This is a genomic window from Vibrio sp. 03-59-1, from assembly GCF_013114135.1.
In the GTDB taxonomy this organism is placed as follows: Bacteria; Pseudomonadota; Gammaproteobacteria; order Enterobacterales; family Vibrionaceae; genus Vibrio; species Vibrio cortegadensis.
The window spans coordinates 38,676-64,658 of sequence record NZ_VTYA01000008.1; the positions used below are offsets into that span (position 1 = coordinate 38,676).

The 25,983-nt window shown below is 42.5% G+C and carries 20 protein-coding genes, 1 pseudogene and 1 riboswitch; of the genes and pseudogenes, 12 read left to right on the forward strand and 9 right to left on the reverse strand.

What is annotated here, in order from left to right:
- Positions 1–49: 49 nt before the first annotated feature.
- On the reverse strand, positions 50–1,828 hold the full coding sequence (gene aspS / locus F0249_RS09900) for an aspartate--tRNA ligase (protein ID WP_171756640.1): 1,779 nt from the start codon (positions 1,826–1,828) through the stop codon (positions 50–52).
- Between the two features lie 278 nt (positions 1,829–2,106).
- Here aspS and F0249_RS09905 point away from each other — a divergent pair, with 278 nt between their 5' ends.
- The 6 genes from F0249_RS09905 to F0249_RS09930 all read left to right on the forward strand — a co-directional run bounded on the left by F0249_RS09905 (position 2,107) and on the right by F0249_RS09930 (position 8,369).
- Positions 2,107–2,991, forward strand: a complete 885-nt coding sequence (locus F0249_RS09905; RefSeq protein ID WP_171756567.1) for a DUF72 domain-containing protein — start codon at positions 2,107–2,109, stop codon at positions 2,989–2,991.
- A gap of 173 nt (positions 2,992–3,164) precedes the next feature.
- On the forward strand, positions 3,165–3,893 hold the full coding sequence (gene cmoA / locus F0249_RS09910) for a carboxy-S-adenosyl-L-methionine synthase CmoA (RefSeq protein ID WP_017051966.1): 729 nt from the start codon (positions 3,165–3,167) through the stop codon (positions 3,891–3,893).
- 91 nt (positions 3,894–3,984) lie between these two features.
- A complete protein-coding gene (gene cmoB / locus F0249_RS09915; RefSeq protein WP_017051965.1) occupies positions 3,985–4,956 on the forward strand; it encodes a tRNA 5-methoxyuridine(34)/uridine 5-oxyacetic acid(34) synthase CmoB in 972 nt (323 codons plus the stop codon).
- 173 nt (positions 4,957–5,129) lie between these two features.
- Positions 5,130–5,885, forward strand: a complete 756-nt coding sequence (locus F0249_RS09920; protein ID WP_171756568.1) for a RimK/LysX family protein — start codon at positions 5,130–5,132, stop codon at positions 5,883–5,885.
- A 9-nt stretch (positions 5,886–5,894) separates the two neighbouring features.
- A complete protein-coding gene (locus F0249_RS09925; protein ID WP_171756569.1) occupies positions 5,895–7,403 on the forward strand; it encodes an inactive transglutaminase family protein in 1,509 nt (502 codons plus the stop codon).
- Positions 7,404–7,406: 3 nt separating this feature from the next.
- Entirely contained in the window at positions 7,407–8,369 is a 963-nt protein-coding gene (locus F0249_RS09930) for an alpha-L-glutamate ligase-like protein (protein WP_171756570.1), read from the forward strand.
- A gap of 315 nt (positions 8,370–8,684) precedes the next feature.
- On the opposite strand, the gene mukB is transcribed toward F0249_RS09930, so the two are convergent.
- From mukB to cmoM, 4 genes are read right to left on the reverse strand one after another with little or no spacing between them, the layout of a single operon-like run.
- Positions 8,685–13,160 carry a chromosome partition protein MukB gene (gene mukB / locus F0249_RS09935; RefSeq protein ID WP_171756571.1) on the reverse strand — a complete coding sequence of 1,492 codons (4,476 nt, stop codon included), beginning with the start codon at positions 13,158–13,160 and terminating at the stop codon, positions 8,685–8,687.
- On the reverse strand, positions 13,157–13,888 hold the full coding sequence (gene mukE, locus F0249_RS09940; RefSeq protein ID WP_171756572.1) for a chromosome partition protein MukE: 732 nt from the start codon (positions 13,886–13,888) through the stop codon (positions 13,157–13,159). Before mukE ends, mukB begins: the two co-directional genes overlap by 4 nt.
- Complete coding sequence (gene mukF, locus F0249_RS09945; RefSeq protein WP_171756573.1) at positions 13,869–15,206, reverse strand: chromosome partition protein MukF; 1,338 nt, start codon at positions 15,204–15,206, stop codon at positions 13,869–13,871. Before mukF ends, mukE begins: the two co-directional genes overlap by 20 nt.
- A 26-nt stretch (positions 15,207–15,232) precedes the next feature.
- Positions 15,233–16,015 carry a tRNA uridine 5-oxyacetic acid(34) methyltransferase CmoM gene (gene cmoM / locus F0249_RS09950; protein WP_171756574.1) on the reverse strand — a complete coding sequence of 261 codons (783 nt, stop codon included), beginning with the start codon at positions 16,013–16,015 and terminating at the stop codon, positions 15,233–15,235.
- 69 nt (positions 16,016–16,084) lie between these two features.
- On the opposite strand from cmoM, the gene elyC reads away from it, so the two are divergent.
- Positions 16,085–16,933, forward strand: coding sequence for an envelope biogenesis factor ElyC (gene elyC, locus F0249_RS09955; RefSeq protein ID WP_017051957.1), 849 nt, complete (start codon positions 16,085–16,087; stop codon positions 16,931–16,933).
- 126 nt (positions 16,934–17,059) lie between these two features.
- Here the strand turns inward: elyC and torR are convergent, their stop codons facing one another.
- Positions 17,060–17,773 carry a two-component system response regulator TorR gene (gene torR, locus F0249_RS09960; RefSeq protein ID WP_017051956.1) on the reverse strand — a complete coding sequence of 238 codons (714 nt, stop codon included), beginning with the start codon at positions 17,771–17,773 and terminating at the stop codon, positions 17,060–17,062.
- A 236-nt stretch (positions 17,774–18,009) separates the two neighbouring features.
- Here torR and torD point away from each other — a divergent pair, with 236 nt between their 5' ends.
- The 5 genes and pseudogenes from torD to F0249_RS09985 all read left to right on the forward strand — a co-directional run bounded on the left by torD (position 18,010) and on the right by F0249_RS09985 (position 22,168).
- Positions 18,010–18,657 carry a molecular chaperone TorD gene (torD, locus tag F0249_RS09965; RefSeq protein WP_171756575.1) on the forward strand — a complete coding sequence of 216 codons (648 nt, stop codon included), beginning with the start codon at positions 18,010–18,012 and terminating at the stop codon, positions 18,655–18,657.
- Positions 18,658–19,048: 391 nt separating this feature from the next.
- Entirely contained in the window at positions 19,049–20,053 is a 1,005-nt protein-coding gene (gene purR / locus F0249_RS09970) for an HTH-type transcriptional repressor PurR (protein WP_017051954.1), read from the forward strand.
- Positions 20,054–20,209: 156 nt separating this feature from the next.
- Positions 20,210–20,291, forward strand: a riboswitch (cyclic di-GMP riboswitch).
- A 113-nt stretch (positions 20,292–20,404) separates the two neighbouring features.
- Positions 20,405–20,995, forward strand: coding sequence for a TfoX/Sxy family DNA transformation protein (locus F0249_RS09975; protein ID WP_113797484.1), 591 nt, complete (start codon positions 20,405–20,407; stop codon positions 20,993–20,995).
- A gap of 113 nt (positions 20,996–21,108) precedes the next feature.
- Positions 21,109–21,854: pseudogene (locus tag F0249_RS09980) on the forward strand (TVP38/TMEM64 family protein).
- Positions 21,851–22,168 (forward strand): DUF2007 domain-containing protein, encoded by a 318-nt coding sequence (locus F0249_RS09985; RefSeq protein ID WP_171756577.1) that lies wholly within the window; start codon positions 21,851–21,853, stop codon positions 22,166–22,168. The pseudogene F0249_RS09980 and the gene F0249_RS09985 overlap by 4 nt, the downstream one beginning before the upstream one ends.
- Positions 22,169–22,236: 68 nt before the next feature.
- Here the strand turns inward: F0249_RS09985 and F0249_RS09990 are convergent, their stop codons facing one another.
- The 3 genes from F0249_RS09990 to glgC all read right to left on the reverse strand — a co-directional run bounded on the left by F0249_RS09990 (position 22,237) and on the right by glgC (position 25,930).
- On the reverse strand, positions 22,237–23,037 hold the full coding sequence (locus F0249_RS09990; protein WP_017051950.1) for an alpha/beta fold hydrolase: 801 nt from the start codon (positions 23,035–23,037) through the stop codon (positions 22,237–22,239).
- Between the two features lie 216 nt (positions 23,038–23,253).
- Complete coding sequence (gene glgA / locus F0249_RS09995; protein WP_171756578.1) at positions 23,254–24,711, reverse strand: glycogen synthase GlgA; 1,458 nt, start codon at positions 24,709–24,711, stop codon at positions 23,254–23,256.
- Complete coding sequence (gene glgC / locus F0249_RS10000) at positions 24,701–25,930, reverse strand: glucose-1-phosphate adenylyltransferase (RefSeq protein ID WP_084654806.1); 1,230 nt, start codon at positions 25,928–25,930, stop codon at positions 24,701–24,703. Before glgC ends, glgA begins: the two co-directional genes overlap by 11 nt.
- Positions 25,931–25,983 lie beyond the last annotated feature (53 nt).

Consider the following 25,983-nt stretch of genomic DNA (forward strand, 5'->3'; position numbering starts at 1 on the left):
CGGGCATTCATTGTTAAAACTTAACGAACAAGAGTCCACTCGAGATTGATTACTCGGCTTCTTTCTCTTTCGCTAAATTAACCGCAATGGCTAACTCTTCTAGTGATGCTGGGTTAGCAAGACTAGGAGCATCAGTCAACAAACAAGAAGCGGCTGTTGTTTTAGGGAATGCAATTACGTCACGAATGTTTTCAGTACCACAAAGTAGCATTGCAAGGCGGTCAAGACCAAAAGCAAGACCAGCATGCGGCGGCGTGCCGTATTTTAGAGCTTCAAGTAGGAAACCAAATTTCTCTTGTTGCTCTTTCGCTTCAATACCTAAGATATTAAATACTGCTGTTTGCATGTCTGAGTTGTGAATACGAACAGAACCACCACCAACTTCGTAGCCATTGATAACCATATCGTAAGCATCAGAATTCGCAGCAGCCGGATTAGCTTGAAGCTCTTCCGCTGTCATACCTAGAGGAGATGTGAATGGGTGGTGCATTGCATGCAAGTTACCTTCACCATCTTCTTCAAACATTGGGAAATCGATAACCCAAAGTGGTGCCCACGCTTTCTTATCTGTCAGCTCAAGATCGTCACCAAGTTTGATACGTAAAGCGCCCATTGCTTCTGCAACGATACCCGCTTTATCTGCACCAAATAGGATGATATCACCTGTTTCAGCTTCAGTACGCTCAAGGATACCATTCACGATATCTTCGCTTAGGAACTTAGCAACTGGAGATTGAACACCTTCAAAGCCTGCTGCACGATCGTTGACTTTCATCCATGCTAAGCCTTTCGCGCCGTAGATACCGACAAATTTACCGTACTCGTCAATTTGCTTACGAGACAGTTTAGCACCGCCAGGAACACGAATTACCGCAACACGACCATTTTCATCATTCGCAGGGCCAGCAAATACTTGGAATTCCACATCTTTTACAAGATCGGCAACATCAACAAGTTCTAGTGGGTTACGTAGATCAGGCTTGTCAGAACCAAAACGACGAATCGCTTCAGAGAATGGCATAACCGGGAATTGACCTAGCTCGACATCTAAAAGCTCTTTCCACATGTCGTGTACAAGACGCTCTGTTACATCACGAACTTCTTGAGAAGACATGAATGATGTTTCGATATCGATTTGAGTAAATTCAGGCTGACGATCAGCACGTAAATCTTCATCACGGAAACATTTTACGATTTGGTAGTAACGGTCAAATCCAGACATCATCAGCAGTTGTTTGAACAACTGTGGAGATTGTGGAAGCGCGTAAAAGCTACCTTTATGAACGCGGCTAGGGACTAGGTAGTCACGAGCACCTTCTGGTGTTGCTTTAGTAAGTACTGGCGTTTCAATATCTAAGAATAGGTTCTCATCTAAGAAACGGCGCACAAAGCTAGAAGCACGAGCACGTAGTTTAATGCGATCGCTCATCTCTGGGCGACGCAAATCGATGTAACGGTACTTAAGACGCTGCTCTTCTGAGTTCGTTTGGTTGAAGTCTAGTGGTAGCGCTTCTGAACGGTTGATGATTTCAAGACCGCTTGCTAATAATTCCACTTCACCTGTTGCCATATCTTTATTGACTTGGCTGTCAGGGCGAACACGAACTTCACCTGTAAATTTGATACAGAACTCATTACGCAGTTGGCTAGCTACCTCAAATACATCTTTCATATCTGGGTCAATAACTACCTGAACGACACCTTCACGATCTCGCATATCAATGAAGATAAGACCGCCTAAATCACGGCGACGGTTAACCCAGCCGCAAAGTTCTACAGTTTGTCCTGCAAGGGACTTGTTCAGGTCACCACAGTAATGGGTACGCATAATGAATTTCCCAATCTCTTTAATAATGTCTAATTCTAGGCTGCCAGAAAATGGACTTCCGACAGAGCAAAGTGTCATTTATACGCTGAAAATCACTTAAAATCGACCTTCCAGAATACAATTTGTTGTGTTTTATCATGCTTTGATGCATTTCGCCCCAACAAGCGGCTAAATAAACATCAAAAGTGTAACTTTTCATCGGATTATATCGTTACCGTTTCCAAACGATCAAAAGTTTCGTACAGTTCAATATCGGCCACTTACTTCACAGAGAGATGATGACTCAATTACCCATTCGACTTGGATTAACCATGTGGTCGCACTCTCAGTGGCAAGCAAGCTTCTATGGAAATGGCACTAAGCCAGCAGAAAGGCTCGCAAAATATTCTCAGGTCTTTCATACCGTCGAGGGTAACACCACTTTTTATGCGACCCCGTCAATGGCGACAATTCAAAACTGGCAAGCCAGTACACCTGATGAATTTCGCTTCACATTTAAGCTTCCAAAAGAGATCACCCACCAGCAGATGCTGCGTCATAGCCAGCAAAGCTTGAAAGATTTCTTAATTGTGATGCAGCCGCTCTGGTCTAAAATTGGTCAATGGACCATCCAACTGCCTGCGGCCTTCTCTCCTGCGGATCTACCTATTTTACAGAAGTTCTGCCAAGGCTTTCCGCCAGAAATAAAATTAGGCATTGAGGTCCGCCATTTGGGCTTCTTCAATAAGAACGATGACGAAAAACAGTTTAACCAGTGGTTAGTTGAAAACAACATCAACCGGATCATTATGGACAGCCGTCCTGTGTTTGCAGCTCCACCGACAACTGAAGCGGTAAGAGAAGCACACAGAAATAAGCCAAAAGTCCCCGCCCATGCCATTGCAACAAGCACCAATCCCATGATCCGCTTCATTGGACACCCAGATATTGAAGCTAATGTGGCTTTTTTCCAACCTTGGCTTGCGAAGCTCTCCACTTGGATCCAACAAGGAAAGCAACCCTATTTAATGATTCATACACCAGATAACGTTCAAGCGCCTGAATTAGCGCTCAAACTTTATGATCTGTTACAGCAGGACATAACCCTTCAACAACGGCATACCCTGCCACCCCTCCCCACTTTTCCGAATAGCGTGAACAGCCCACAAATCGATATGTTTTGAGTGTGTAAATCTACTTCCTCATTATTAATGACAAAGTGAGCAATTTTTCATAAAATATGCCCCCTTTTTACAGTCAATATTCGCCGACTCTGAATATTGACTGTATTCGCAATACTAATTTGTAACGTTGGCGCATGTATTCCACACACCAACTCTTGCATTGAGAAATGAGCATGAACACTAAAGACACTATCTTTTCAGCTCCTATCGATAAGATTGGCGATTTTACTTTTGATGAAAGAGTAGCTGAAGTTTTCCCAGATATGATCCAACGATCGGTTCCCGGCTACAGCAATATTATCTCTGCTATTGGCATGCTTGCGGAACGTTTCGCTAAGCCTCATTCAAAGGTTTACGATCTAGGTTGTTCTCTCGGTGCAGCGACGCTCTCTATGCGTCGCCATATTCAGCAGGAAGGGTGCCAAATTCTAGCCATTGATAATTCATCAGCAATGGTTGAGCGCTGCAAATTACATGTTAACGCTTACCGTTCTGATACTCCTGTAACGGTATTGGAAGCGGATATACGTGAAATTGAAATCGAAGATGCTTCCGTTGTCGTGCTTAATTTCACGCTACAGTTTCTCTCTCCTGAAGATCGCTCTGCGCTGCTTAAAAAGATTTACGCAGGGTTACGCCCAGGCGGAATACTCATCGTCTCCGAAAAATACGTATTCGAAAACGAAACCTCAAACGAGCTATTAATCGATTTGCACCATGATTTCAAACGTGCCAATGGGTATAGCGAACTTGAAGTGAGTCAAAAACGTAGCGCCATTGAGAATGTGATGCGACCAGATTCTATCCAAATTCATAAAGATCGCTTTAAAGACATTGGATTTTCAAGCTACGAAGTTTGGTTTCAATGTTTCAATTTCGGCTCTATGTTTGCCATCAAATAGCACTTTAACCACGCTCTAGCTGTGGGCTTCACTATTTAGCGGCACTTTATACAGAGTGCCTCTCTCATTTATATAACGATTAAGATAACTCATGTTCAATTTTGCTAATTTCTATCAATTGATAGCACAAGATACTCGCCTTCAACCTTGGCTAAATGTTTTACCTCAACAGTTAACAGATTGGGGTAATGCAGATCATGGAGATTTTGAGCGTTGGGTTAAAGCGCTGAACAAAATTCCATCAGATAAACCTGATACGATTGAGCTAAAAGAGTCTGTCACCATTTCGAATGCACAACCGATTGCGGATGGTGAACGTAAAAAACTAGAAAGCTTGCTGAAAACATTTCACCCTTGGCGTAAAGGTCCTTATACCGCTCACGACATTCACATCGATACAGAGTGGCGCTCAGATTGGAAATGGGATCGAGTATTACCTCATATCTCACCGTTGAAAGATCGCTCTATTTTAGATGTCGGCTGTGGTAACGGTTACCATATGTGGCGCATGCTCGGTGAACAAGCTCGCCTATGTGTGGGTATTGATCCTTCACATCTATTCTTGATCCAGTTTGAAGCGATTCGTAAATTGATGGGCGACGATCAACGCGCTCACCTTCTGCCTTTAGGCATCGAACAGTTACCTAAATTAGAAGCCTTCGATACGGTATTCAGCATGGGCGTACTTTACCACCGCCGTTCACCGTTAGATCACTTGATTCAACTGAGAGATCAGCTTGTTTCTGGTGGCGAACTTGTGCTTGAAACCTTGGTTATTGCTGGCGATGAAAATGCGGTTCTAGTACCAGTAGACCGCTACGCACAAATGCGCAATGTGTACTTTTTCCCTTCAGCTAAAGCACTCAAAGTGTGGTTGGAACAAACCGGATTTGTTGATGTAAAAATCGTCGATGAGAATGTTACGACAGTGGGCGAGCAGCGCTCAACAACATGGATGACACACAACTCACTTCCTGATTATCTTGACCCGAATGACTCGACTAAAACGGTCGAAGGCCACCCCGCACCAAGACGTGCTATTTTGGTTGCCAAGAAACCATAGTCACGCCAAAGTATCCAAAATCAAAAACAGTGTTAAAAAAGACCATTTTTGACACTGTTTTTACTCAATAAGCCGAGCATGACTTCACATTAACATAAGGAAGCTTCACGCATTCTTGCGGATAGGTTAAACTTACGATAACAATAACTTAAAGTTCAATATTAAGGTCGTACATGTTTAAGCGATATGCTCCTATCGTCATCGTCAGTTTACTTTCTGGTTGCTCTCTCACCAGTGCAGATAAAAATCATCAAATACTGGTGAATACGATCCAACAATCAGAGACGAATCTTTCCAACAAGTTGACCAATCTTGAATTGCAGATAAGCAACCAAGCTGACTATATTGAAAGCCTTGAGACTGATGTCCAACAATTGAATGATAAGCTTGATGTTGCAATACAAGCGACTCCCATCACCAATTCCGTCGATGAACCTGCGACAGAAAGCCCAGTCGAACAGACAAGCAATACCACTCATCAAAGCAGCATCATTTTAGGTGCAATAGAAAAAGTTACCATCGAGTCAATGAAGCAATCATTTGATGCTCGTATTGATACTGGAGCCGCGACCTCTTCGCTTAATGCCATTGATATTCAAGAATTTGAACGCAACGGCAAAAAATGGGTGAAATTCCATCTTGCAGACGGTTCAGAAACATCAGAAAACCAAGCAGATAAACACTGGATTGAAGCGCCTATTATTCGCTACGTAAAAATTCGTCAATCCACTACCAACGAAACAGAACGACGTGCCGCTATTGAATTATGGGTGAAAGTCGGAAAAATCCATGAAAAAGCGCAATTTACATTGGCAGATCGCTCTCAAATGAGCAATCCTGTATTACTTGGAAGAGAGTTTATAAAAGATATCGCGTTAGTGGATGTCAGCAAAAAATATCTTCATACAGATAATAAGACTGAAAAATAGGAACACTTTATGACGTCAAGAATTCCTTTCTATATCTCAATTGCGCTCTTAATTATTGGCGGGGTTGCATTGAGTATGTTCCGTCATCAAACTTATGGCGTGCCGTGGACTCCGGGTGAAACCAGCCAAGTTTGGAATATAGAAGCCAGAATCGAGTTTACAGCCGAGGGTAAAGCCGCCAAAGTATCACTTGCGGCACCGCACACTCAATCAGGTTTTACGCTAATCAGTGAATCAGCCTCATCGCCAGGTTACGGTGTCTCTTATTTGAATACTGATACTGGACGTAGGGCTGAGTGGTCAATTCGACAAGCTAAAGATGCTCAAACCATCTATTACAAAACCGAATTTTTAGTTGATGACCAAGCTCAAGTTGACGTTATTCCTCCACAAGAGGGAAGCCTTGTCAAACCAACCTTTAACGGGCCGGAAGAGGCAGCAGCCATTGCAGTGATTGAACGAGCTACACAACGCTCGGCAGATAACGTCACTTTTGCTCGTGAACTGATAAAAATCCTTAATGATCCCGATAGTCAAAATGCAGCATTGATTCTAAACACAATGGACAAAGTAAAAGCAGCAACTAAGCTGCTGTCTTACGCCGGTGTAGACAATAAATCAGTAGGTGTTATCGAACTTGAAGATGGTCGTCGTCGCCAAAATATTCAACGTATGGTGCAAGTTTGGAACGGAAAAGATTGGGTACTTTTTTCGCCAGAAAGCGGGATTGAAACGAATCAAGCGAATCTGCTTATCTGGGATGAGTCGAATGTCTCTCTACTCGACGTGATTGGAGGAAGCAGCAGCAGCGTGCATTTCTCAATGATCGCACAAGAGGTTTCATCTTCGCAGGCAACAGAAAACAAAGTCGTAGCCGACCAACTGCTCAACTTCTCCATTCATAGTTTACCCCTTGAAGAGCAAGCGATGTTTAAGACCATCATGCTGATTCCAATCGGTGCGCTAATTGTTGTGTTCTTACGTGTCATCATTGGACTGAAAACATCAGGAACCTTCATGCCAGTGCTTATCGCGGTTGCCTTCGTACAAACTCAATTAGTCACCGGTATTGTCGGCTTCTTGTTGATTGTGGGAACAGGGTTGATCATTCGAAGTTATTTATCCAAGCTGAATTTATTACTCGTGGCTCGAATATCCGCCGTCATCATTACGGTTATCTTGATCATCTCGGTGTTCACCGTGGTTGCTTTCAAGATTGGTCTGACAGAAGGACTCTCCATTACCTTCTTCCCGATGATCATCCTCTCTTGGACAATCGAACGCATGTCGATCCTTTGGGAAGAGGAAGGCGCTAAAGAGGTAATGCTCCAAGGTGGCGGCTCGCTTTTCACCGCAGTATTAGTTTACTTAGGCATGACCAACGGATTTATCCAGCACTTAACGTTTAACTTTATTGGGCTTCAATTGGTTATCCTTGCAGTGATCCTATTACTAGGTAACTACACAGGCTACCGATTAACCGAACTTCGTCGCTTTAAACCTTTAGCGGAGGACTGAGTTATGTGGGAACAATTCACCTCACCCTTTAAGCTAAAAGATAAAGGCATAATGGGAATGAACAAACGCAACCATAGCTATATTGGTCGCTATAATGATCGTTCAAAATACCCATTGGTTGATGACAAGCTAAAAACGAAAATCATTGCAGAACAAGCAGGTGCAACGGTTCCAAAACTGATTGGTGTGATTGGCCATCAAGCTGAAGTCAAAAAGATCCATAAAATGGTTCTCGATTGGCCCGGATTTGTTATCAAACCCGCACAAGGCAGTGGTGGTAAAGGTATCCTAGTGATCACGTCTCACAAAGATGGGGTTTACACGAAGCCTTCTGGCGCGACCATTAATAAAGAAGATGTAGAACGCCATATCAGTAACGCTCTTGCCGGTCTTTTTTCTCTTGGTGGAAAGAACGATGTGGCGGTAGTGGAGAACCTGATCAAGTTTGATAGTTGCTTCGATGGCTTCAGCTATGAGGGAGTGCCGGATGTACGGATTATTGTCTTTAAAGGTTATCCTGTGATGGCAATGATGCGTCTATCAACATCGGCTTCTGACGGAAAGGCGAACCTACACCAAGGCGCGGTTGGTGTCGGGCTTGATATCGCAACAGGTAAAGCGGTACGTGCGGTGCAGTTCGACCAACCTATCGAGTTACACCCTGACACAGGTAAACGCTTAAACGAACTGGTTGTTCCTCATTGGGAAAAACTCCTTACTCTGGCATCCAGTGCTTGGGAGATGACAGGGCTTGGTTACATGGGCACTGACATGGTTCTAGACCAAGAAGAGGGCCCGATGGTATTGGAACTGAATGCGCGTCCGGGGTTAGCTATCCAAATTGCGAATGGATCTGGCCTGCTGCCAAGATTGCACCACATTGAGAATTTAGGAACACCCGCTGAATACCCTAAGCCAGCAGAACGTGTCGCCTATGCCGCGAAGCAATTCGGTACTGGGATTTAATAAAGAAATGAGTCTCCTACCGTGCTTGCCTATTTTTTATGAACGGTGTTGGTTATCGCCAAATAATTAAAACTCAGCGAATAATTAATACTCAGTGAATAGTTAATACTCGACAAAAAGCTAGTATTCGACAAACACTTAATAGTCGACAAAAAGCTAAAAAGCTCAGCCATTCTATGCTGAGCTTTTTTGATCCTGCTCTACTTTCAGACCTAGTTTGACCAAGCTAGCTACCATCAATAAAAAAGCCCCCACGATAACGTAAGGGCTATATTTTAGAGCTGTTTATAGAGAACTAGGTTCTTTCAAGATAAATTAGATTTCGCCGACTAATTCCGGTAATTCATCTTGAACATCTCCGCTTGAAGCCTCTTTTTCTAAGCTTGCAAAGCCTCGTAACCCTACAACATGTACATGCTCATGATCTTTGAATACCTTACGAACCAACTTGTACGTTGTGCCCTGCTCTGGGCTGATGTTCTCAGGTGCTGCAATCAATAACTGCATATCCAAACGATCACACAGTTCAAACAGTGTATTAATTGACTTACTATCAAGACGTGCTGCTTCATCCAAGAACAATAGACGACAAGGAACAATATCTTTACTACGTAAGCGGCGTGACTCTTCTTCCCAGCTCTGCACAACCATCAACAGAATTGATTGACCAGTACCAATAGCCTCACCCGTCGATAACGCGCCAGATTCAGCTTGTAACCAGCCATCAGAACCACGGTTAACTTCAACACTTAACTCAAGGTAGTTACGATAATCAAGCAACTCTTCACCAAGGATCTGCGGTGAACGCTGCCCCATATCAATGTGCGGGTTCACACGCTGGAACAGTTTCGCCATCGCTTCCGAGAAGGTAAAGCGCGTGCTCTCAAATAGATCTTTGTGTTGATCTTGCTGAGACGCTAACCCAGAAAGTAGAACTTCATGACTTTCACGGATCTTAACGTTTAATCGAACACCCTTCACTTGACCGAAGTAGATGTTAGACAAACCTTGGTTCAGCATACGAATTCGGTTCTGCTCACGTTGAATCGTTTTCTGGATGATACTCGCAACCGACTCAGAGCTAATAGCAAGGCGGTTTTCACGTTGAGTCAGCTCTTCCGTTAGACGCCCTAGTTCAACTTCCATCTCTTCAATGGCTTCTACTGGGTCGTCGGTGCGGATAATATCTTGACGAATACGTTCACGAAGATGCTGATAGACGGCAATGTAAAATAGCACTTTACGTTCCGGCTTCGAATTATCTTCAGACAAACGAAGCGCATCACGAAGATCATCATTGTCTGCCACAGCTAAACGTAAAGCACCTAGTGATTTATCAGACATTGAACGAAGCTCGCCCGCAGACAAATAAGCTAACTCACGACGATGTAAACGACGCTCGACATCATTTTCACGAGCAAGGCGTAGCACTGAACACCAACCCGCTTTTGCCGCGACAACAAACGTTCGCAACTCGATGTACTCTTTCTGAACCTTCTTCAGGCGTTTTGCTAAGCCTTTCATTTCCAGTTCAGTTGACGTAATGGTACGTTCGTATTCGCTCTTACGACTACGAGACGTATGCAAACGTTCATGTAGCTCATCACGACGACGCTGAGCTCGCTCTTCTGCACCTTCGTCAGCATTAACGCCAAACTCTTGAAGCTCTTGTTTGAACTCTTGAACGGTTTCAAGTTTAGCTTGATGCGAACTCTTCAACGATGCAAGAACCTGATTGTATTGGTTCATCTGCTCTTGAGCTTGCTTCAGTGCCTCACGTCCACGGATCCTCGCGCGCTCTGCTTCCACTAACTTCGCTTTTAACTGCTCACTCAATTCACTGCTCTTATTGAGCAAGTCAACCGAATCGGCATAGCTGAAGTAGTGTCGACGTTCAACAAGATCGGCCAACGCAAACATTTGAGTTTTTAGCTGCTGTAGCTCTTTATCTGCTTGAGCGTAATCAGCTTCAAGCGCATCAAACTGCTCAGGATCCGCCTCTAGTGCATTAGCGATCGTCTCTAGCTGCGCAATGGATTTTCCGTGGTTCGCGATGAATGCTTTGGCTTCACTTAATTGGTTAAGTTTGATTTCAATCTCTTCAAAACGCTCAACTAATGAATCATCTTCAACAAAGCGGATCGTAGGAGCCAACTTATCTAGCGATTTAATTGCTGCTTTACTTAACGTCAATTGACTACGTTGTTGCTGCTCTTTTGCATCCAGTTCAGCAAGCACTCTCATCACTTGATTACGCTTATCACGTAAAACTTGTAATGCTTGCTCAGGATCGGCTTCAAATGCAATTTGAATATGTTGCGCGACAAAACCATTGAACGCTTGATATAGACGCTGAAGTTTTTGTGAATCAAATGCCGCTTTCGCATGTTGCTCAACCACTTCTTCACGCTGTTCACGTAATAGCTCTAAACGCTGTTCACGAGCGGCACGACCAAACAGTGGGATCTCTGGCAAACGAGAGTAGCGCATTTGTCGATCATTAAGTTGAACGCAAACAGCACCCTCTAATTCATCAGCATTGAATGAGCTGTCGTCAAACGCATCAACGTCACCTTCAAGAATGTATAAATCTTCAGGGCAATCGTCTAGCTCAACCAATTTCTCTTTGATGCCGTCAAGATCTGACACCACAATAGCGTGACGAGCAGGGCCATACATCGCACTGAAATATGGAGCGTCACCAATGGTAATGTCATCGTAAATTTCAGAAAGAAGCACACCACCTAATGTGTCAGCTAACCCTTTTAAGCGAGGATCATTTGAACCACCTGGAGACGCAAGACGTTCGATCTCTTGCTCAAGCTGATTTCTGCGCTCAGCGAGTTTATCTTTCGCTAGCGATTGCGCTTTTTCATCTTCCAGCACGAGTTGCATTTGCGACATAACCGCTTGGCTGTCGTATAAATCCGCTCCGCTTTGCTCTTTCAACGATTCCAGCACATCATTAGCCGCAATCCATGAAGGTGCAATTACCTCTAGTTTTTTAATTTCAGCTTGCTGATCTTGCTCTACGCGACGCTGCTCATTACGTGCATCTCGCAGCTCTTCATGAGAAAACTCTAAAGACTCAACTTGTGCGATATGACGTTCGCGTTCTTCTTCTAATGCCAATTCGTCAGATAACACCACATTATGTTGCTTTTGGTAATCACTGACGAGCTGTTGAGCTTGACGCTGTTGGCTAATGCTGCGCTCTAAATCACGATGTTGAGCACGCCACTGTTGTTCGTTTTGAACAATATGGTTTGCATCACGACCTTTTGAAATAGTCTCTTTAGCTTGAGTAGAAGCATCGCAACGCTCAATGTTACCAACAATCTGTTTCACTAAGCTAAATGCTTGTTCGAACTGTTGAGCCGCAGCCGATGACATATCCAGTTTATGTTTTAACGCGAGCAAAGCAGTGGTATTCGCCGCTTCTTTCGTCTTGCATTCCGCAAGCAATGCCTGCGCACTCTCTGCGGTAATAGAGTCATCACTTAACAGTTGCTGCGCTTTATTCAGTGCTTGTACCGCTTGCTGGTATTGCAACGCGCGGGTTTGTTGAACATCTAATGCTTGTTGGTAGTCTGCTAACTGACTTTTCAGGCTATCCACTTCTTCTTCAGAAATCGTCGATTGCTCTTCAGCCGTTAGAACACGCTCTTGCGCCTCTTCCACCACCATCATCTGCTCTTCAAGACGCTCACTTAGCTCTTCCAAATCATCTTGGTAACGAGCAATTTTTTCTTGTTGGCGAAGTGCGTTTTGAACCAATTGCAGATGATCAGAAGCAGCTTGGTGATCTTGTTCAAGAGCAGATTCTTGATCAACTAAGATCTCAAGCTCTTCTTGAATTCTTGTCAGTAATTGATTCTGTTCAACCAGAGTCGTACGTGATCCAAATAGCTCACCGCGCAAAGTCATCGTTTTATCAAGCTTATTGCGGCGGTCATTTGCATGACGCATATAATCCGCAGCCACATAGTTCGTGGACTCAGTGATTAAGTGTTTGAATAAATCACGATCTGTTTGAGTAGTTTTAATCGCTTCAAGCGTCATGCGGTTTTCACGCAGCGCCGATTCCATATCTTGGAACGCTTTTTTCACACCACCATTTTGCGGCAGAAGGTAATCACGTAAAGAACGAGTAATCGCACTCGAAATACCACCATAAAGCGAGGCTTCGATCAGGCGGTAAAATTTCGAACGATCACCACTATTTCGCAATTTCTTAGGTACAACACCGAATTCAAACATTTGCGAGTGATACTCGACCACCGACGAAAATGCTTTAAAGTGCGCACCTTCATGTTGAGCAACGGCAGCTTTTACATCATTCAGCTGACACACTCGTGCGTGGTTGTCTGATACGCTTTCAATCAGTACATCCGTAGGTTTCACATGGCTTGGTAAGCCTTGGATCATGAATGGTTTGATATCAACTTTTTTATCGCGTCCAGCTACTTGCTGAAGTTTTACTGCAAACAATAGGCGTTGATTACGGGAGTTCACCACATCAAGCGCGGCATAACATGCACCTGGTTGTAATTTTCCGTACAAGCCTTTATCACGAGATGACTGCGAGCTACCCGCTTCAGTTGTATTTCGGAAGTGCAGTAAGCTTTGGTCTGGAATTAATGCTGTGATAAACGCCGCCATAGTCGTCGATTTACCTGCACCATTACCACCTGAAAGCGTGGTTACCAATCCATCAATATCAAAAGTACGAGCAAAGAAACCGTTCCAGTTGATCATGGTCAGCGATTGATACTTGCCTCTTTCAATCATACTTCACCCTCTAATTCTATTTGCTCTTGTTCATTATCTTGTTCGCTGTTCTCTTCAATATTTAGCAGACTGCCTTGGCTTGGCTCTTGAGTATGAACAACCGCTTCGCCATCTCGGATCAGACGCAATTGAGCTTCTCGAACATCATCACCAATACGCACATCGGCGCCGAAGCGGAATACGGCTTCACTAATACGGAATTTACCCGTCTCACCTATCGCGATGATCATGCCGATTCGACGTAAACGGCGTAGCGACGTACGAACTTTATCGAACAGTTTTTCTTTGTCTAAATCAGAGCCAGAAGCGCGGTTTGTTGCCAGCTTCATTAATTTTTTTTCATCAGCCAGAGAGAGGAGCTCTTCGTATAACTCTTGGTTAGTGAAGATCCCTTCATGCGCTAAACGTTCTGGGCTGAGGTATAAGAAGCAAAGTACTTTTCCCACCAGCATGTCGAGCTCTGAAAGTACGCTACGACCAATAAGAGAGGTAGAGCGAGGACGTAAATAGAAAAAGCCTTCAGGTGCTTTCACTAATTCCGTGTTGTAACGCTGATAGAAGTGCGCCAATTCCATCTCAAAATCACACAATAGCGCGTGATTATCGAGATCTTCACTAGAGATATGTCGACCTGAGCGTAATACGCTATCTAAAGCCGGAAATAGTGGATTGGAGATGGCTTTAACCAGATTTTCTGGCATGTAATCGTCAGTATTTGTTGATGACATTTGCTTGTACCTTTGCGCCAAAATCGTTGATCGCCTGCCAATCAGGTTGAATTGCCTGATAATCAGATTCGGAATAACCCAAGCGAACGGCTTGGTCGACCACAATTCGAGCTAAATCGAAATGATGAGTTCTTGGATGAGCAGTCAGGTAATCGCGTAATACAATTCCCAAATCAATTGGTGTCCCTTGCTGCTTATGAATTTGCAACATTGAACCAATTCGCTCAGAGAGTTCATCATTTACTTGTTTAAATTCTTCGTATTCCACTTCAAGTGGCACTTGTCCCATCACTTCATCGTCACGCAAGACCAGCGCTTCATCTCGAAGATCGCTTAAACGCTCCGCATCCGCATGTGTAAGAAACCAAGGGGCATCAAAGTAATCTGTAACAGATTGACGTAAACGCTGACTAAACGCGCGGTTTTTATCCATATCGATAGCGGTACGGATGAATTTATGGACATGCCTGTCGTAGCCAATCCAGAGATCGATAGCTTGCTGTCCCCAACTGGTTATTCTGTCTAGCTTCATCTGTAAGCCAAACAAAATTTCGCCGACAAACTCTAATTCATCATCGCCATAAACGATTTCTTGAATGTCTAGAATTTGAGTCTGTAGCTCATCACCAGCGGCTTGCAATGTGTCTTGCAGCTCTTTTAATGTATCGGATGTCTCGGACAGTAATGATTCACAGTTATTGATCGCTTCTCGCCAATCGTTATTCAACAAATCGGCAATCTTTTGTTTGACCGACTGTTGCTGCTCATCCATCACTCGTTGGTTTAAATCTATTTGATCAAATATTTCACCAACAGAATACTTCAAGACCCCATAAACATTTTTTTTCCAATGACCCGGAGTACCACCTTTTTGTGCCGCTTCAATCGCTCTTGCCATCTCCCCTGCTACCATTGACAGCTGGATCGATAGTTTTAGCTTTGAAAACTGACGATGACGTAGGTAATAATCAGAAATCCCGATAGCAAGTGGCGATAAACGATAAATACTCGCACCATCATTTATTTCACTTGTGAAACGGCTAATTAATTTCTGTTTAACCATTTCATTGATTGCATTGTTTGCGCGAAAAGCGGATGCATCACCTGTTTCTTCAAACATTCGAGTGACAATGGTAAATGCATCGTGCAATTCACCCTCACCTAACTCTTCATCAAATCTTTCATTACTTAGTACCGCGATAGCAATCAGAAATGCCAATCGCTCAGGGGAAAGATTCAATGAGAAGTCATGCTGCTTTACCCAGCCAACCAATTCATCAATTGATTGATCTTCTGCAGTTTGAGTCATCTCACTCATTGTTAGTCCTGTTTTTGCTTGCTAGCTCATACATTTTTTCTAGCCCACACATGAATGTAACGGCCTAATGAAAGGTATGGCTCTTGTCTGCACAACTGTTTTTCTAGTGCTAACACATCTTCAAATTGGTAATCGCCCATATATTCCATATTTCCGATATAGTCACTAAATGAGCGAATACCTGACTTACCACAAATATCAAAGCCAGCATCTTCTATCCATTGATACACCTCTTCTGGCTTCAACCCTTTTTGTGGCTGTAATTTAAATCTTTTCCTATGTGGCATACCGTCAAGCACGTGAGGGATATTGCCACAAATCACATTCTTAAAAACCAGACCGTGGTGATTATAAAACATGATAGAGGCCACTCCACCAGGCTTAACCTGATTGAGAACGATATCTAACGCTGTTTTCGGATCGGCCAACCACTCCATTACAGCATGGAACATAGCAACATCGACTTTGTCATCAAGATGACTGCCGATTGCCTGTATCGGAGAATGAATCAGCCGATACTGCTCAAGCAAACCGTTTTTTGCAATATCAACCTTAGCAAGTTGCAGCATTTCAGAAGATAGATCACATAATGTGACTTGATGTCCGAGTTCAGCAATCTTTTGCGACATTTGAGCAAGACCGCCACCAGCATCAAGAATGCTAAGTGGTCTCTGTTGCTCATCAAAGGTTGATAATGCGAGCTCTAAGTCTTCCCACAAAATGCTCTGACGAATATCGCCTTTGTCAGAACCATAAATGTTTTTTGCAAATTTGTGGGCAATATCGTCGAAATTGCGATCTTCAGTCACGGCAGGTTAGGTTATCATAGTAAATCGTGCTGCTATTCTGTCACATGGAATGCAGGAATAAAGAAGCTTATGCCTTTTTTATTATCAAGTGATGTTTTTTCGGGCTATTTATGTATGTTTGAACTGAAAAAAGTAGTTTCATCGTTGTTAATGCCGCTACCGGCAATGCTAATCCTAGGTTTTTTGGGGTTATTGTTAATTATGTTTACCGCCCGTAGGAAGACAGGATCTCTGATTATCCTATTTTCGCTATGTGGTATTTTCCTTATATCCTTCCAACCAGTTTCTACACGTCTATTAATGCCTATGGAGAGAGAATTCAGCGGGTTTCTTCCTGTTGATGAGTCCATTGATTATGTCATGGTACTAGGGAGTGGCCATGTCGTGGATAGCGACATACCTCCGACATCAGAATTAAGCCGCACCGCGTTAATGCGTCTTAATGAAGGCATTCGAATTATGCGCCTATACCCTGGCTCGAAATTGATTCTTTCTGGTTATGCCGGTGGGTCTGAATTTAGCAATGCCCGGATGATGGCAAAAGTCGCGCTGGCATTAGGTGTCGCTAAACCCGATATCATTCTGTTAGAAACAGCAAAAGATACGTGGGAAGAAGCAAGACAAGCGGCGGCTTTTGTTCGGATGAAGAAAATGGTTTTAGTGACGTCTGCAAGCCATATGAAGCGCGCCTTGTATGAATTTAATCAAGCAGGTATCACCCCTTTTCCAGCCCCAACTAATTACCTTGCTTATGACAACATTAACCAACCTTGGGAAAAATACGCCCCTAAAGCCAAATACTTGGAACAAACAGAGCGCTATTGGCATGAAACGATGGGACAACTTTGGCAAAAAGCTCGAGATTTGATCGACGGTGACTATAAAGAGATGGAACCGAAACCCGTTCAATCACTCTAGATACGATAAACCTTACATCAATCTTCAAAGCGTTATGCCAACGTCTTATTCCAAAATATATCTTAACAAAAAAGCCGAAGGGAATACCTTCGGCTCTTTTATATGAATCTGTTACTGTGAGTAATATCAGTCGCCAGCGAACATATAACCTTCACCGTGAACTGTTACAAAAATTTGTGGGTTCTTTGGGTCAAATTCCATTTTAGCGCGCATACGACGAATAAGAACATCAATAGTTCGATCGTTTGGAGCATCAACGCGGTGGCTGATCATATTCAGGATACGCTCACGGCTCAATACTTGGTTAGGGTATGAGGACAGCGCAACTAACAGTTCGTATTCTGCTTTCGTCAGTTTTACAGGCTCGCCATTTTTGCTTAATGCACGGCGTTGTATGTCAAACGTCCATTCACCAAAACGAACTAAGTTTTCATTTTCGCACTCAGCCACCGCCACGCTAGATGCGTTACGCGCTGCCGAAATTCGCCATAATAAATTTTTAACTCGAACCAAAAGCTCTCTAAGTTCAAAGGGTTTAGTCACGTAATCATCAGCCCCCATTTCAAGGCCTACAATTTTATCGATGCTATCCGTGCGTCCAGTAACTAAAATAATGCCTATATCCGATTGGCTGCGTAATTCACGAGTTAGCATTAAGCCATCTTCTCCAGGTAGATTGATATCTAACATAATCAAATCTACAAGATTGCTCTGTAGTACTTCTCTCATTTGAGCGCCATTTTCTGCTTCGCTTACGGCATACCCTTCATTCTGGAAGTAACCAACAAGTTTACTACGGGTTACTACATCGTCTTCAACGACCAATACGTGATAGCTCATCTACACCCTTTTCTTTTAGTTATTTCGTCTATGCTTACTATTCTATTCATAAATAGTAATATTTCTAGCAATAGATGGTTTAAAATCAGGAAAGATCATTTTTTCTTGATTCAAGACAAGCATAGCTCACGCGTTAATATTTAGTCATATTCCGTCACTTTTCTTATTTAATGTAGTTACTGTTATTCATTTTTATTGGTTAGACTATAGTGAGAATAATACTCGGAGCAATAACGATGATCGAAACAAAAGCATTCAATGAAAAGCGTGCAGAGATTTACTGGTGGCTATCTAGCCTTTTCGCAAAAGAGTTAACTCAACAAGAGTTAGACAGCTATCACTCTCAAGAGATTCGCACTTTTCTGACTGGCTTAGGTGAAAACGAAACACTTAAACCTTCAATAGACAAGTTAGTTGACGCCCTTAATCGCTTACAAAACCGTGAAGACGCTCAATTAGAGCTTTCCGCTGACTATTGTGATCTATTTTTAAAATCAGATAAGAACGCCGCTCTTCCATACGCTTCTATGTACATTGGAAAGCAAGGTTTATTGAATGATGTTCCGGCTCAAGAGATGGCAGCATTAATGTCAAAGCACGGCATTGCAGTGAGTGAATCATTGAATGAACCAGCAGACCACATTGCCATTGAACTCGACTTTTTAGGTAATTTAATTATTCGTTCAAATGAGCTTGAGCAAGAGAAACACCTTGATGATGCATTAATTGAGCAAGAATCTTTCATTCAAACTCATATCCTTTCTTGGATCCCACAGTTTAGTGCTAAATGCGATCAATATGATGAGTTTGGTTTTTATGCAAGCGTAGCTCAAGTATTAGTCGCCTTCTGCCAATTAGATTGCCAATACCTAACAGGCGAATAACCTCTCAAATTTATAATTCCCATCGGTAATTCGTGGTTATTTATCACATTTTAAACTATCAAGTGAGACTAGGTTCACTTCACTTGGTAGTTTTGTATTGACCCTCTTATAATTAAATGTGACAACACCCACTAAACTGGTCCAATATCCATTGCCAGTGAAGCGTTTGCGGTCTAAAATTGTGACCGCAAACGATAAAATATGATTACAAATGCAAACCGCTGATATAAGGCGGTTTTTGTGTTTCTTAATACCTTGCTATCTCTCGATGATTCACGATGTGAAGTAACGTGAATCGGCAATTGCTATTAAGAGATAGTATTTACGCTACTTGGTTGACTATTATATGAGTTAACCACTGTATTAAGTAGCACCTCGACAGGATAACACCATGGCTACAATAAAAGATGTCGCACGCTTAGCAGGCGTATCCACAACTACCGTTTCTCACGTCATCAACAAAACTCGATTTGTTGCTGAAACGACTCAAGAAAAGGTAATGAAAGCGGTAGACGAATTAAACTATGCTCCAAGTGCCGTTGCGAGAAGTTTAAAATGTAATACCACACGCACCATTGGTATGCTCGTGACTCAATCTACCAATTTATTCTTTTCAGAAGTAATTGATGGCGTTGAGAGTTACTGTTATCGACAGGGCTACACGCTGATTCTTTGTAATACTGGTGGAATTTACGAAAAGCAGCGTGATTATATCCGCATGCTTGCCGAAAAGCGTGTTGATGGCATGTTAGTCATGTGTTCAGATTTAACTGAAGAGCTAAAAGAGATGTTAGATCGTCACTCTGATATCCCTAAAGTGATCATGGACTGGGGCCCTGAAAGTTCGCAAGCCGATAAGATCATCGATAATTCTGAAGAAGGCGCTTACCTTGCGACTAAGTACTTGCTTGATAACGGTCATACCGATATTGCATGCTTAAGTGGTCATTTCGATAAGGTTGCATGTAAAGAGCGAATTTTAGGCTATCGACGAGCTCTCAAGGGTGCCGATATTGATGTGAATGAAGATTGGATCATCGAAGGCAATTTTGAATGTGATACTGCAGTACTTGCTGCTGATAAAATTGTTAATATGGAAAATCGCCCAACGGCTGTCTTCTGTTTCAATGACACAATGGCTTTAGGGTTGATGAGCCGCTTGCAGCAGAAAGGGATTAGAATCCCTGACGACATCTCTGTTATTGGTTACGACAACATTGAATTAGCAGAATATTTCTCTCCACCACTAACTACAGTCCACCAACCAAAAAGACGTGTTGGTAAAACTGCATTTGAGATTTTATTGGAACGAATCAAAGACAAAGAGCACGATAAACGCATCTTTGAAATGCACCCTGAAATCGTAGTTCGAGATACGGTAAAAAAACTTACTTAACTAAAATACTCAAATGAATGCGTATTAATCAGTGCGCATTCACAACACCTAAAATGCAACTCAACCCACATCAAGCCCATGAATTATTGAACCAACATCTCATTTTAAAACCTAAAATGTGATACCTATTCAATATTTTCCTATATGCTATGAGTGTCACGCACAGGGCAAACTATTTGAAAAAATAGGACGCAAAGCCTCCGGCCTAAACCATTTGGTAGGTAGCGGGGTTACCGATGGCAAGTATGCAAACAAAGTTTAACGTTTCGTTGACAGTACATTTGCATCACTTAGCTATTATCTCGGACCTGAAATTTGGTGGCGTAATCCTTTACACCGAGACTATACAGCATGGATAAACCAGTATTAAAAGACTCTATGAAGTTATTTGAGCAACTTGGCGCTATCAAGTCCCGCTCAATGTTTGGTGGATTTGGCATTTTTGCCAATGACACAATGTTCGCACTAGTAGTTAATGATCAACTACATATTCGTGCTGATAAAGATTCAACCAAGCAATTCCAAGAACAAGGTTATCAGCCATACATTTACAAAAAACGTGGTTTCCCTGTTGTTACTAAGTATTTTGCTTTGCCTGAAAATTGCTGGGATACACCTGAGCAAATCTTAAAAACTGCAGTTGCTTCATTAGAATTCGCACAGCAAGAAAAAAGCCAGCAATCATCGGCTAAGCCAAATCGATTAAAAGATTTACCTAATCTCAGACTTGCTACTGAGCGCATGCTTAAAAAAGCGGGTATCGCAACAGTTGAAGAATTGCACCGCAAAGGCTCTCTAACCGCTTTCCAAGCAATTAGACAAACTCACTCATCATCTGTCAGCGTTGAGCTGTTATGGGCTCTTGAGGGCGCAATAAATGGCACTCATTGGTCAGTCGTTCCGCAAGAAAGGCGAAATGAGTTAATCAGCGACCTAAACTAGTCGACACATCAAAAAAACCGCCGCGTTTCTGCTGCGGTTTTTTTATATTCTTTGATTTATATGAAATATTTCTCCTCGCTTCCCTGTCTTATCTTTGTAAGTCGATAAAACATTTGTCATATTGTTTCCATAAACTTGTTCCCATAAACGTTTGCAAGGAGCTTCTTCCATGGGTAAAAAACTAATCATTGGTATCCTTTTAGTCGCTGTTGTTCTTTTTTTAGGCGTTAACTTTGGTCAATACCTAACCCTTGAAAACGCAAAAGCCCAACAAGCCGTACTCAACGAATATATCCAAAACAACTTCGTCGTTGCTGGCCTGATTTACTTCCTTGCTTACGTATTGATCACCGCGTTTTCAATTCCGGGAGCCGCTGTCGTCACACTTTTAGGCGCTGCTCTTTTTGGATTCTGGTTTAGCCTGTTCTTGGTCTCTTTTGCTAGCACAATTGGAGCAACGTTAGCGTTTTTGAGCAGTCGCTTCCTATTAAGAGATTGGGTGCAAAGTAAGTTTGGAGACAAACTAGAGGCGATTAATAATGGTGTTGAAAAAGATGGGGCGTTTTATCTCTTCTCATTACGCTTGATCCCTGTTTTCCCATTTTTCTTAATTAATCTATTGATGGGCCTAACTCCAATCACCACCTTAAAATTCTACCTAACTAGTCAATTAGGTATGCTCGCTGGTACCATGGTCTACCTAAATGCAGGCACACAGCTTGCAGAAATAGACTCGCTTTCTGGCATTGTTTCACCCTCCGTATTGGCGTCATTTGCACTACTCGGTCTATTTCCTATTATCGCAAAATGGTTAATGGCAAAATTTAAACCGACAACTCATGCAGAGAATGAATCATGAAAGCATTTATTGCGAGCACACCAACTGAAGCGCATATCGTGTGTGAATGGTTGAAGAGCGAACGCATCGACTGTGAAGTTCGAGGTGAGGGGTTGTTTGGTCTTCGTGGCGAGTTACCACTAAATGATGATACAGATGCTTATATTTGGTTACACAACCCTGAACAAGCACTAAAAGCGAAAGCCATTATTGATGACTACCAGCAACAATGCAGTAGTCACCAACAACATTCATGGCACTGTCAGCACTGTAATAATGAGAATGAACCGCAATTTGGAGTTTGCTGGAGTTGTAGTCATAGCCGCGATATTTAACTACTAAGCAATGATAGCTCTATAAATATAACTCGCACCGTTAACGAGTAGCACTCTTCCCCGAGAATCTACTCGTTAATTTGTTTTTGAATAAACTCTATAGAGTGCTTATTAAACTCCTCAGGTCGCTCGACATTACATACATGCCCACAATCGGGAATCTCACACAACTCGCTCGACTCATGCACTGCAATCATCTCTTTTACCGGTTGGATAAACATGTAGTCTTTCTCACCCATTAAATAAAGTGTAGGGATGGGTAATTCACTGTCTTTAAAATAGCGCATCAAAGGGTTAACTTCAGAGGTCAACATAAACCAGCGTTTAAATTCTTTCTGGCATAATTTCTTAGCTTCTCGGATAAAGAGGTTGCGCGACTCTTTCTGATTTCGCTGCGGCATAACAATGTAAGCGAAAAGGCTATACAGCCACATGTAAGGGATAATGTGTTTGCTCATGTTACCGAGCTTCACCAGTACTTGCGATCGAGTATTAAGACGAGTAACGGCACCACCCAACACCATAGAACGAACACGATGGGTGGCAAGTTCCGCGATATTTCGAACAATAATCGTCCCTAGCGACATGCCAACAAAATGTGCTGAACGGATCTTAAGGTGATCTAATACTCTAAGGATGTCCATAGTCACCGTTTTAAAAGTATACCGATTACTGATCAGCTCTTTCAGAAGTTGATTCGATTTTCCGTGTCCTCTCAAATCAATCAGTAAAAGATTAAAATGAGCTTTATACGCTTTGATTTGTTTAAACCAAATGGATGAACTTCCGCCCGCACCATGCACAAACACCACCCATTCTTCACTTGTGGGATGAGTATAAGTTTTATGGAATAAAAGAGACTCAGTCATAAATTAGGAGGTTCGCTATATATCAATGGGATTTAAAAGTGGAATGGAAGATTAACACAGATCAAGCGGATTGGAGTTTAGCTAATGTCAGATATTAGCTATTAGGGTAAAAAAGTGTGAGATTAGCGGTCTTATAAGCTAATTTAATGATATTACTATCGATAAACACCACATTATAGAAATAAAGTGAAGACGCCATCACGCCTTCACCTTTATTTATAGAGCGTCTCGATACATAGCGAGATAGGTTTTCGCCGCTTCACTCCAAGAGAACTCTTGTTTCATGGCTTGTAACTGAACACGTTTAATTTCCGCAGGCTGTTGTGTATAAACCAGCAGAGATCGTAGCATCACAAGCAGCAATGCATTCGAGCTTGGCTCACTGAAACTAAATCCTGTTGCGTCAAATGGAGAGCTATCATAGTCAACAACGCTATCTTTCAACCCACCAACTGAACGAACAATCGGCAGCGTTCCATAAGCCATACTGTATATCTGATTGAGGCCACAAGGCTCAAATTCAGATGGCATTAAGAAGAAGTCAGAGCCCGCCTCAACTAAATGAGCCAATGTGTTGTCGTAAGCTTCTACAAAAGCAAACTTATCGGAATGCAATGACATGATCTCTTTCAGTTGTTCTGCTAGGACAGGATCCCCTGTTCCAACCACCACAACCTGTAGATCATTTTTCAAAAATTCAGACAGAATTGGTAATAAGTAGTGCACGCCTTTCTGATGAGTTAACCGGCAAACCATGCCGTAAACTGCGACCGATTTCTCTGGTAACCCCACTTCAGATTGGAGTTGTTGCTTACACACTTTCTTGCCGCGCACCATACTCTGATGAGAGGCTTTATACTGTTTTGGGATTAAAGTGTCCTTTTCCGGGTTCCATGCCCCGTAGTCACAACCATTTAGTATCCCATACAGATCATCACTACGCTGCTGAAATTCAGCAGCCATACCGTGGCTACCTAACTCAGTGAGTAACTCTTTCGCGTAGCTAGGGCTTACTGCATTGATCTTGTCTGCATTCAGTACACCGGCTTTAAGCATGGTGATATGAGTTTCACTTACGGCAGCATCTGGGGCATACCGAGCATGAAATTCGTGTACGCTACTTTGCAGCTCATCGTAACTGAACACACCTTTGAATACCGCGTTATGCACCGAAATGACACTCTTCATTTGAGCGTAAAATTCCTCTTTCGCATAACGGTGTTTCAAAAAGTATGGGACAAACCCAGTATGCCAATCATTAGCATGAACGATATTTGGTTGAAACGATAACTTCGGCAGCATATCGAGACAAGCAGCACTAAAGAAAGCAAAACGTTCACCATTGTCAGCATACGCTTGGTTATTTTCTGCGTACATTTCAGCACGGTCAAAAAACTGTGGACAGTCAATGGCGTACACCGACGTACCTTCTAATGTTAACTCTCGCACCATATATGGCGTATGAGGCCAATGCTCAAGTTGTGTATCTAATAGAACTTTTGCTTCTGTAACACCTGGAATTTTTCTGTACGCTGGAAGTGTGATTCGTACATCTTGCTCTAGGTTTTTTAACGCTAAAGGCAGTGCCTTGGCAACATCTGCCAAGCCACCGCTTTTAATTAACCCTTCGACCTCTGATGCAACAAACAGAATAGAAAGAGTTTTAGTAGCCAATGCGCGCTCCTTTAGGGATAACAACAATGCCTTCATCCGATACATGATAATGCTTTTTATCTTCTTGGAGGTTTACGCCAATCTGTGTGTCAGGTGCAATATCGACATCTTTATCGACAATAACTCGACGTAATACACACCCTTCACCGATCTTCACATCACCAAGTAGAATACTTTCGCTAATGTCACACGTCGAAGCGATATTACTTCTAAATCCAAGTACTGATTTCTCAATACGCGAACCACGAACAAAACTACCGTTACATACCAAGCTATCAATAATCTGTACTCGACCATTCACTGAATCAGTGAAAGTTGCTGGCGGTAGTGGTGGGTAGTAAGTATGTAGGGGCCACTTGCGGTTATAAAGTGAGAAAGGAGCATCTTCAGCAAGAAGATCCATATGAGCCTGCCAGTATGCATCAATCGTACCTACATCGCGCCAATACACTTCCTCTTTTTCGCCAGTGATCTTATTTGTACTAAAGTCATAAACAAATACATCACCACGTGGGTACATATTAGGAATAATGTCTTTGCCAAAATCATGGCTAGAATCTTCTTTCTCAGCATCGGCGTTCAATTCAGCAAACAGATTCTGAGCTTCAAATACATAGTTACCCATTGATACAAGTGCGAATTCAGGGTCACCCGGAATCGATTTAGGGTTGCTTGGCTTCTCTTCGAAACCTATCATGCGTCCCTCTTCATCCACTTCAATAACACCAAATTCACTTGCTTCGGCAACAGGCATGCGAAGAGCTGAAACCGTTAGAGACGCTTCTTTCTTCTGATGGAAATCAAGCATCTGCTTAATATCCATTTTATAAATATGATCAGAACCAAAAATGCAAACGTGTTCTGGCTCTTCTAATTCCATAAAACGTAAATTTTGGTAGATAGCATCTGCTGTGCCTTCATACCAACGCTTACCTGTTCTCATTTGAGCAGGAATCGGATCTATAAACCGATCCGTGATCCCACTAATATTCCAGCCCTTTTTCATGTGGTGAAATAACGATTGAGATTTAAATTGAGTTAACACGTAAATTTTCATCAGATCTGCATTAACAAAATTGTTCAATGCGAAATCTATTAAGCGATAACTTCCACCGAACGGAACTGCAGGCTTACTACGAGATTCGGTTAAAGGCCTTAAACGAGAACCTTCACCGCCAGCAAGAATCATACCCAATACACCAGCCATTTTATTCTCCATATATAGCTTATAAGAATGCTCGATATTTACTTGTGAAGAAATACTTCGGGGGA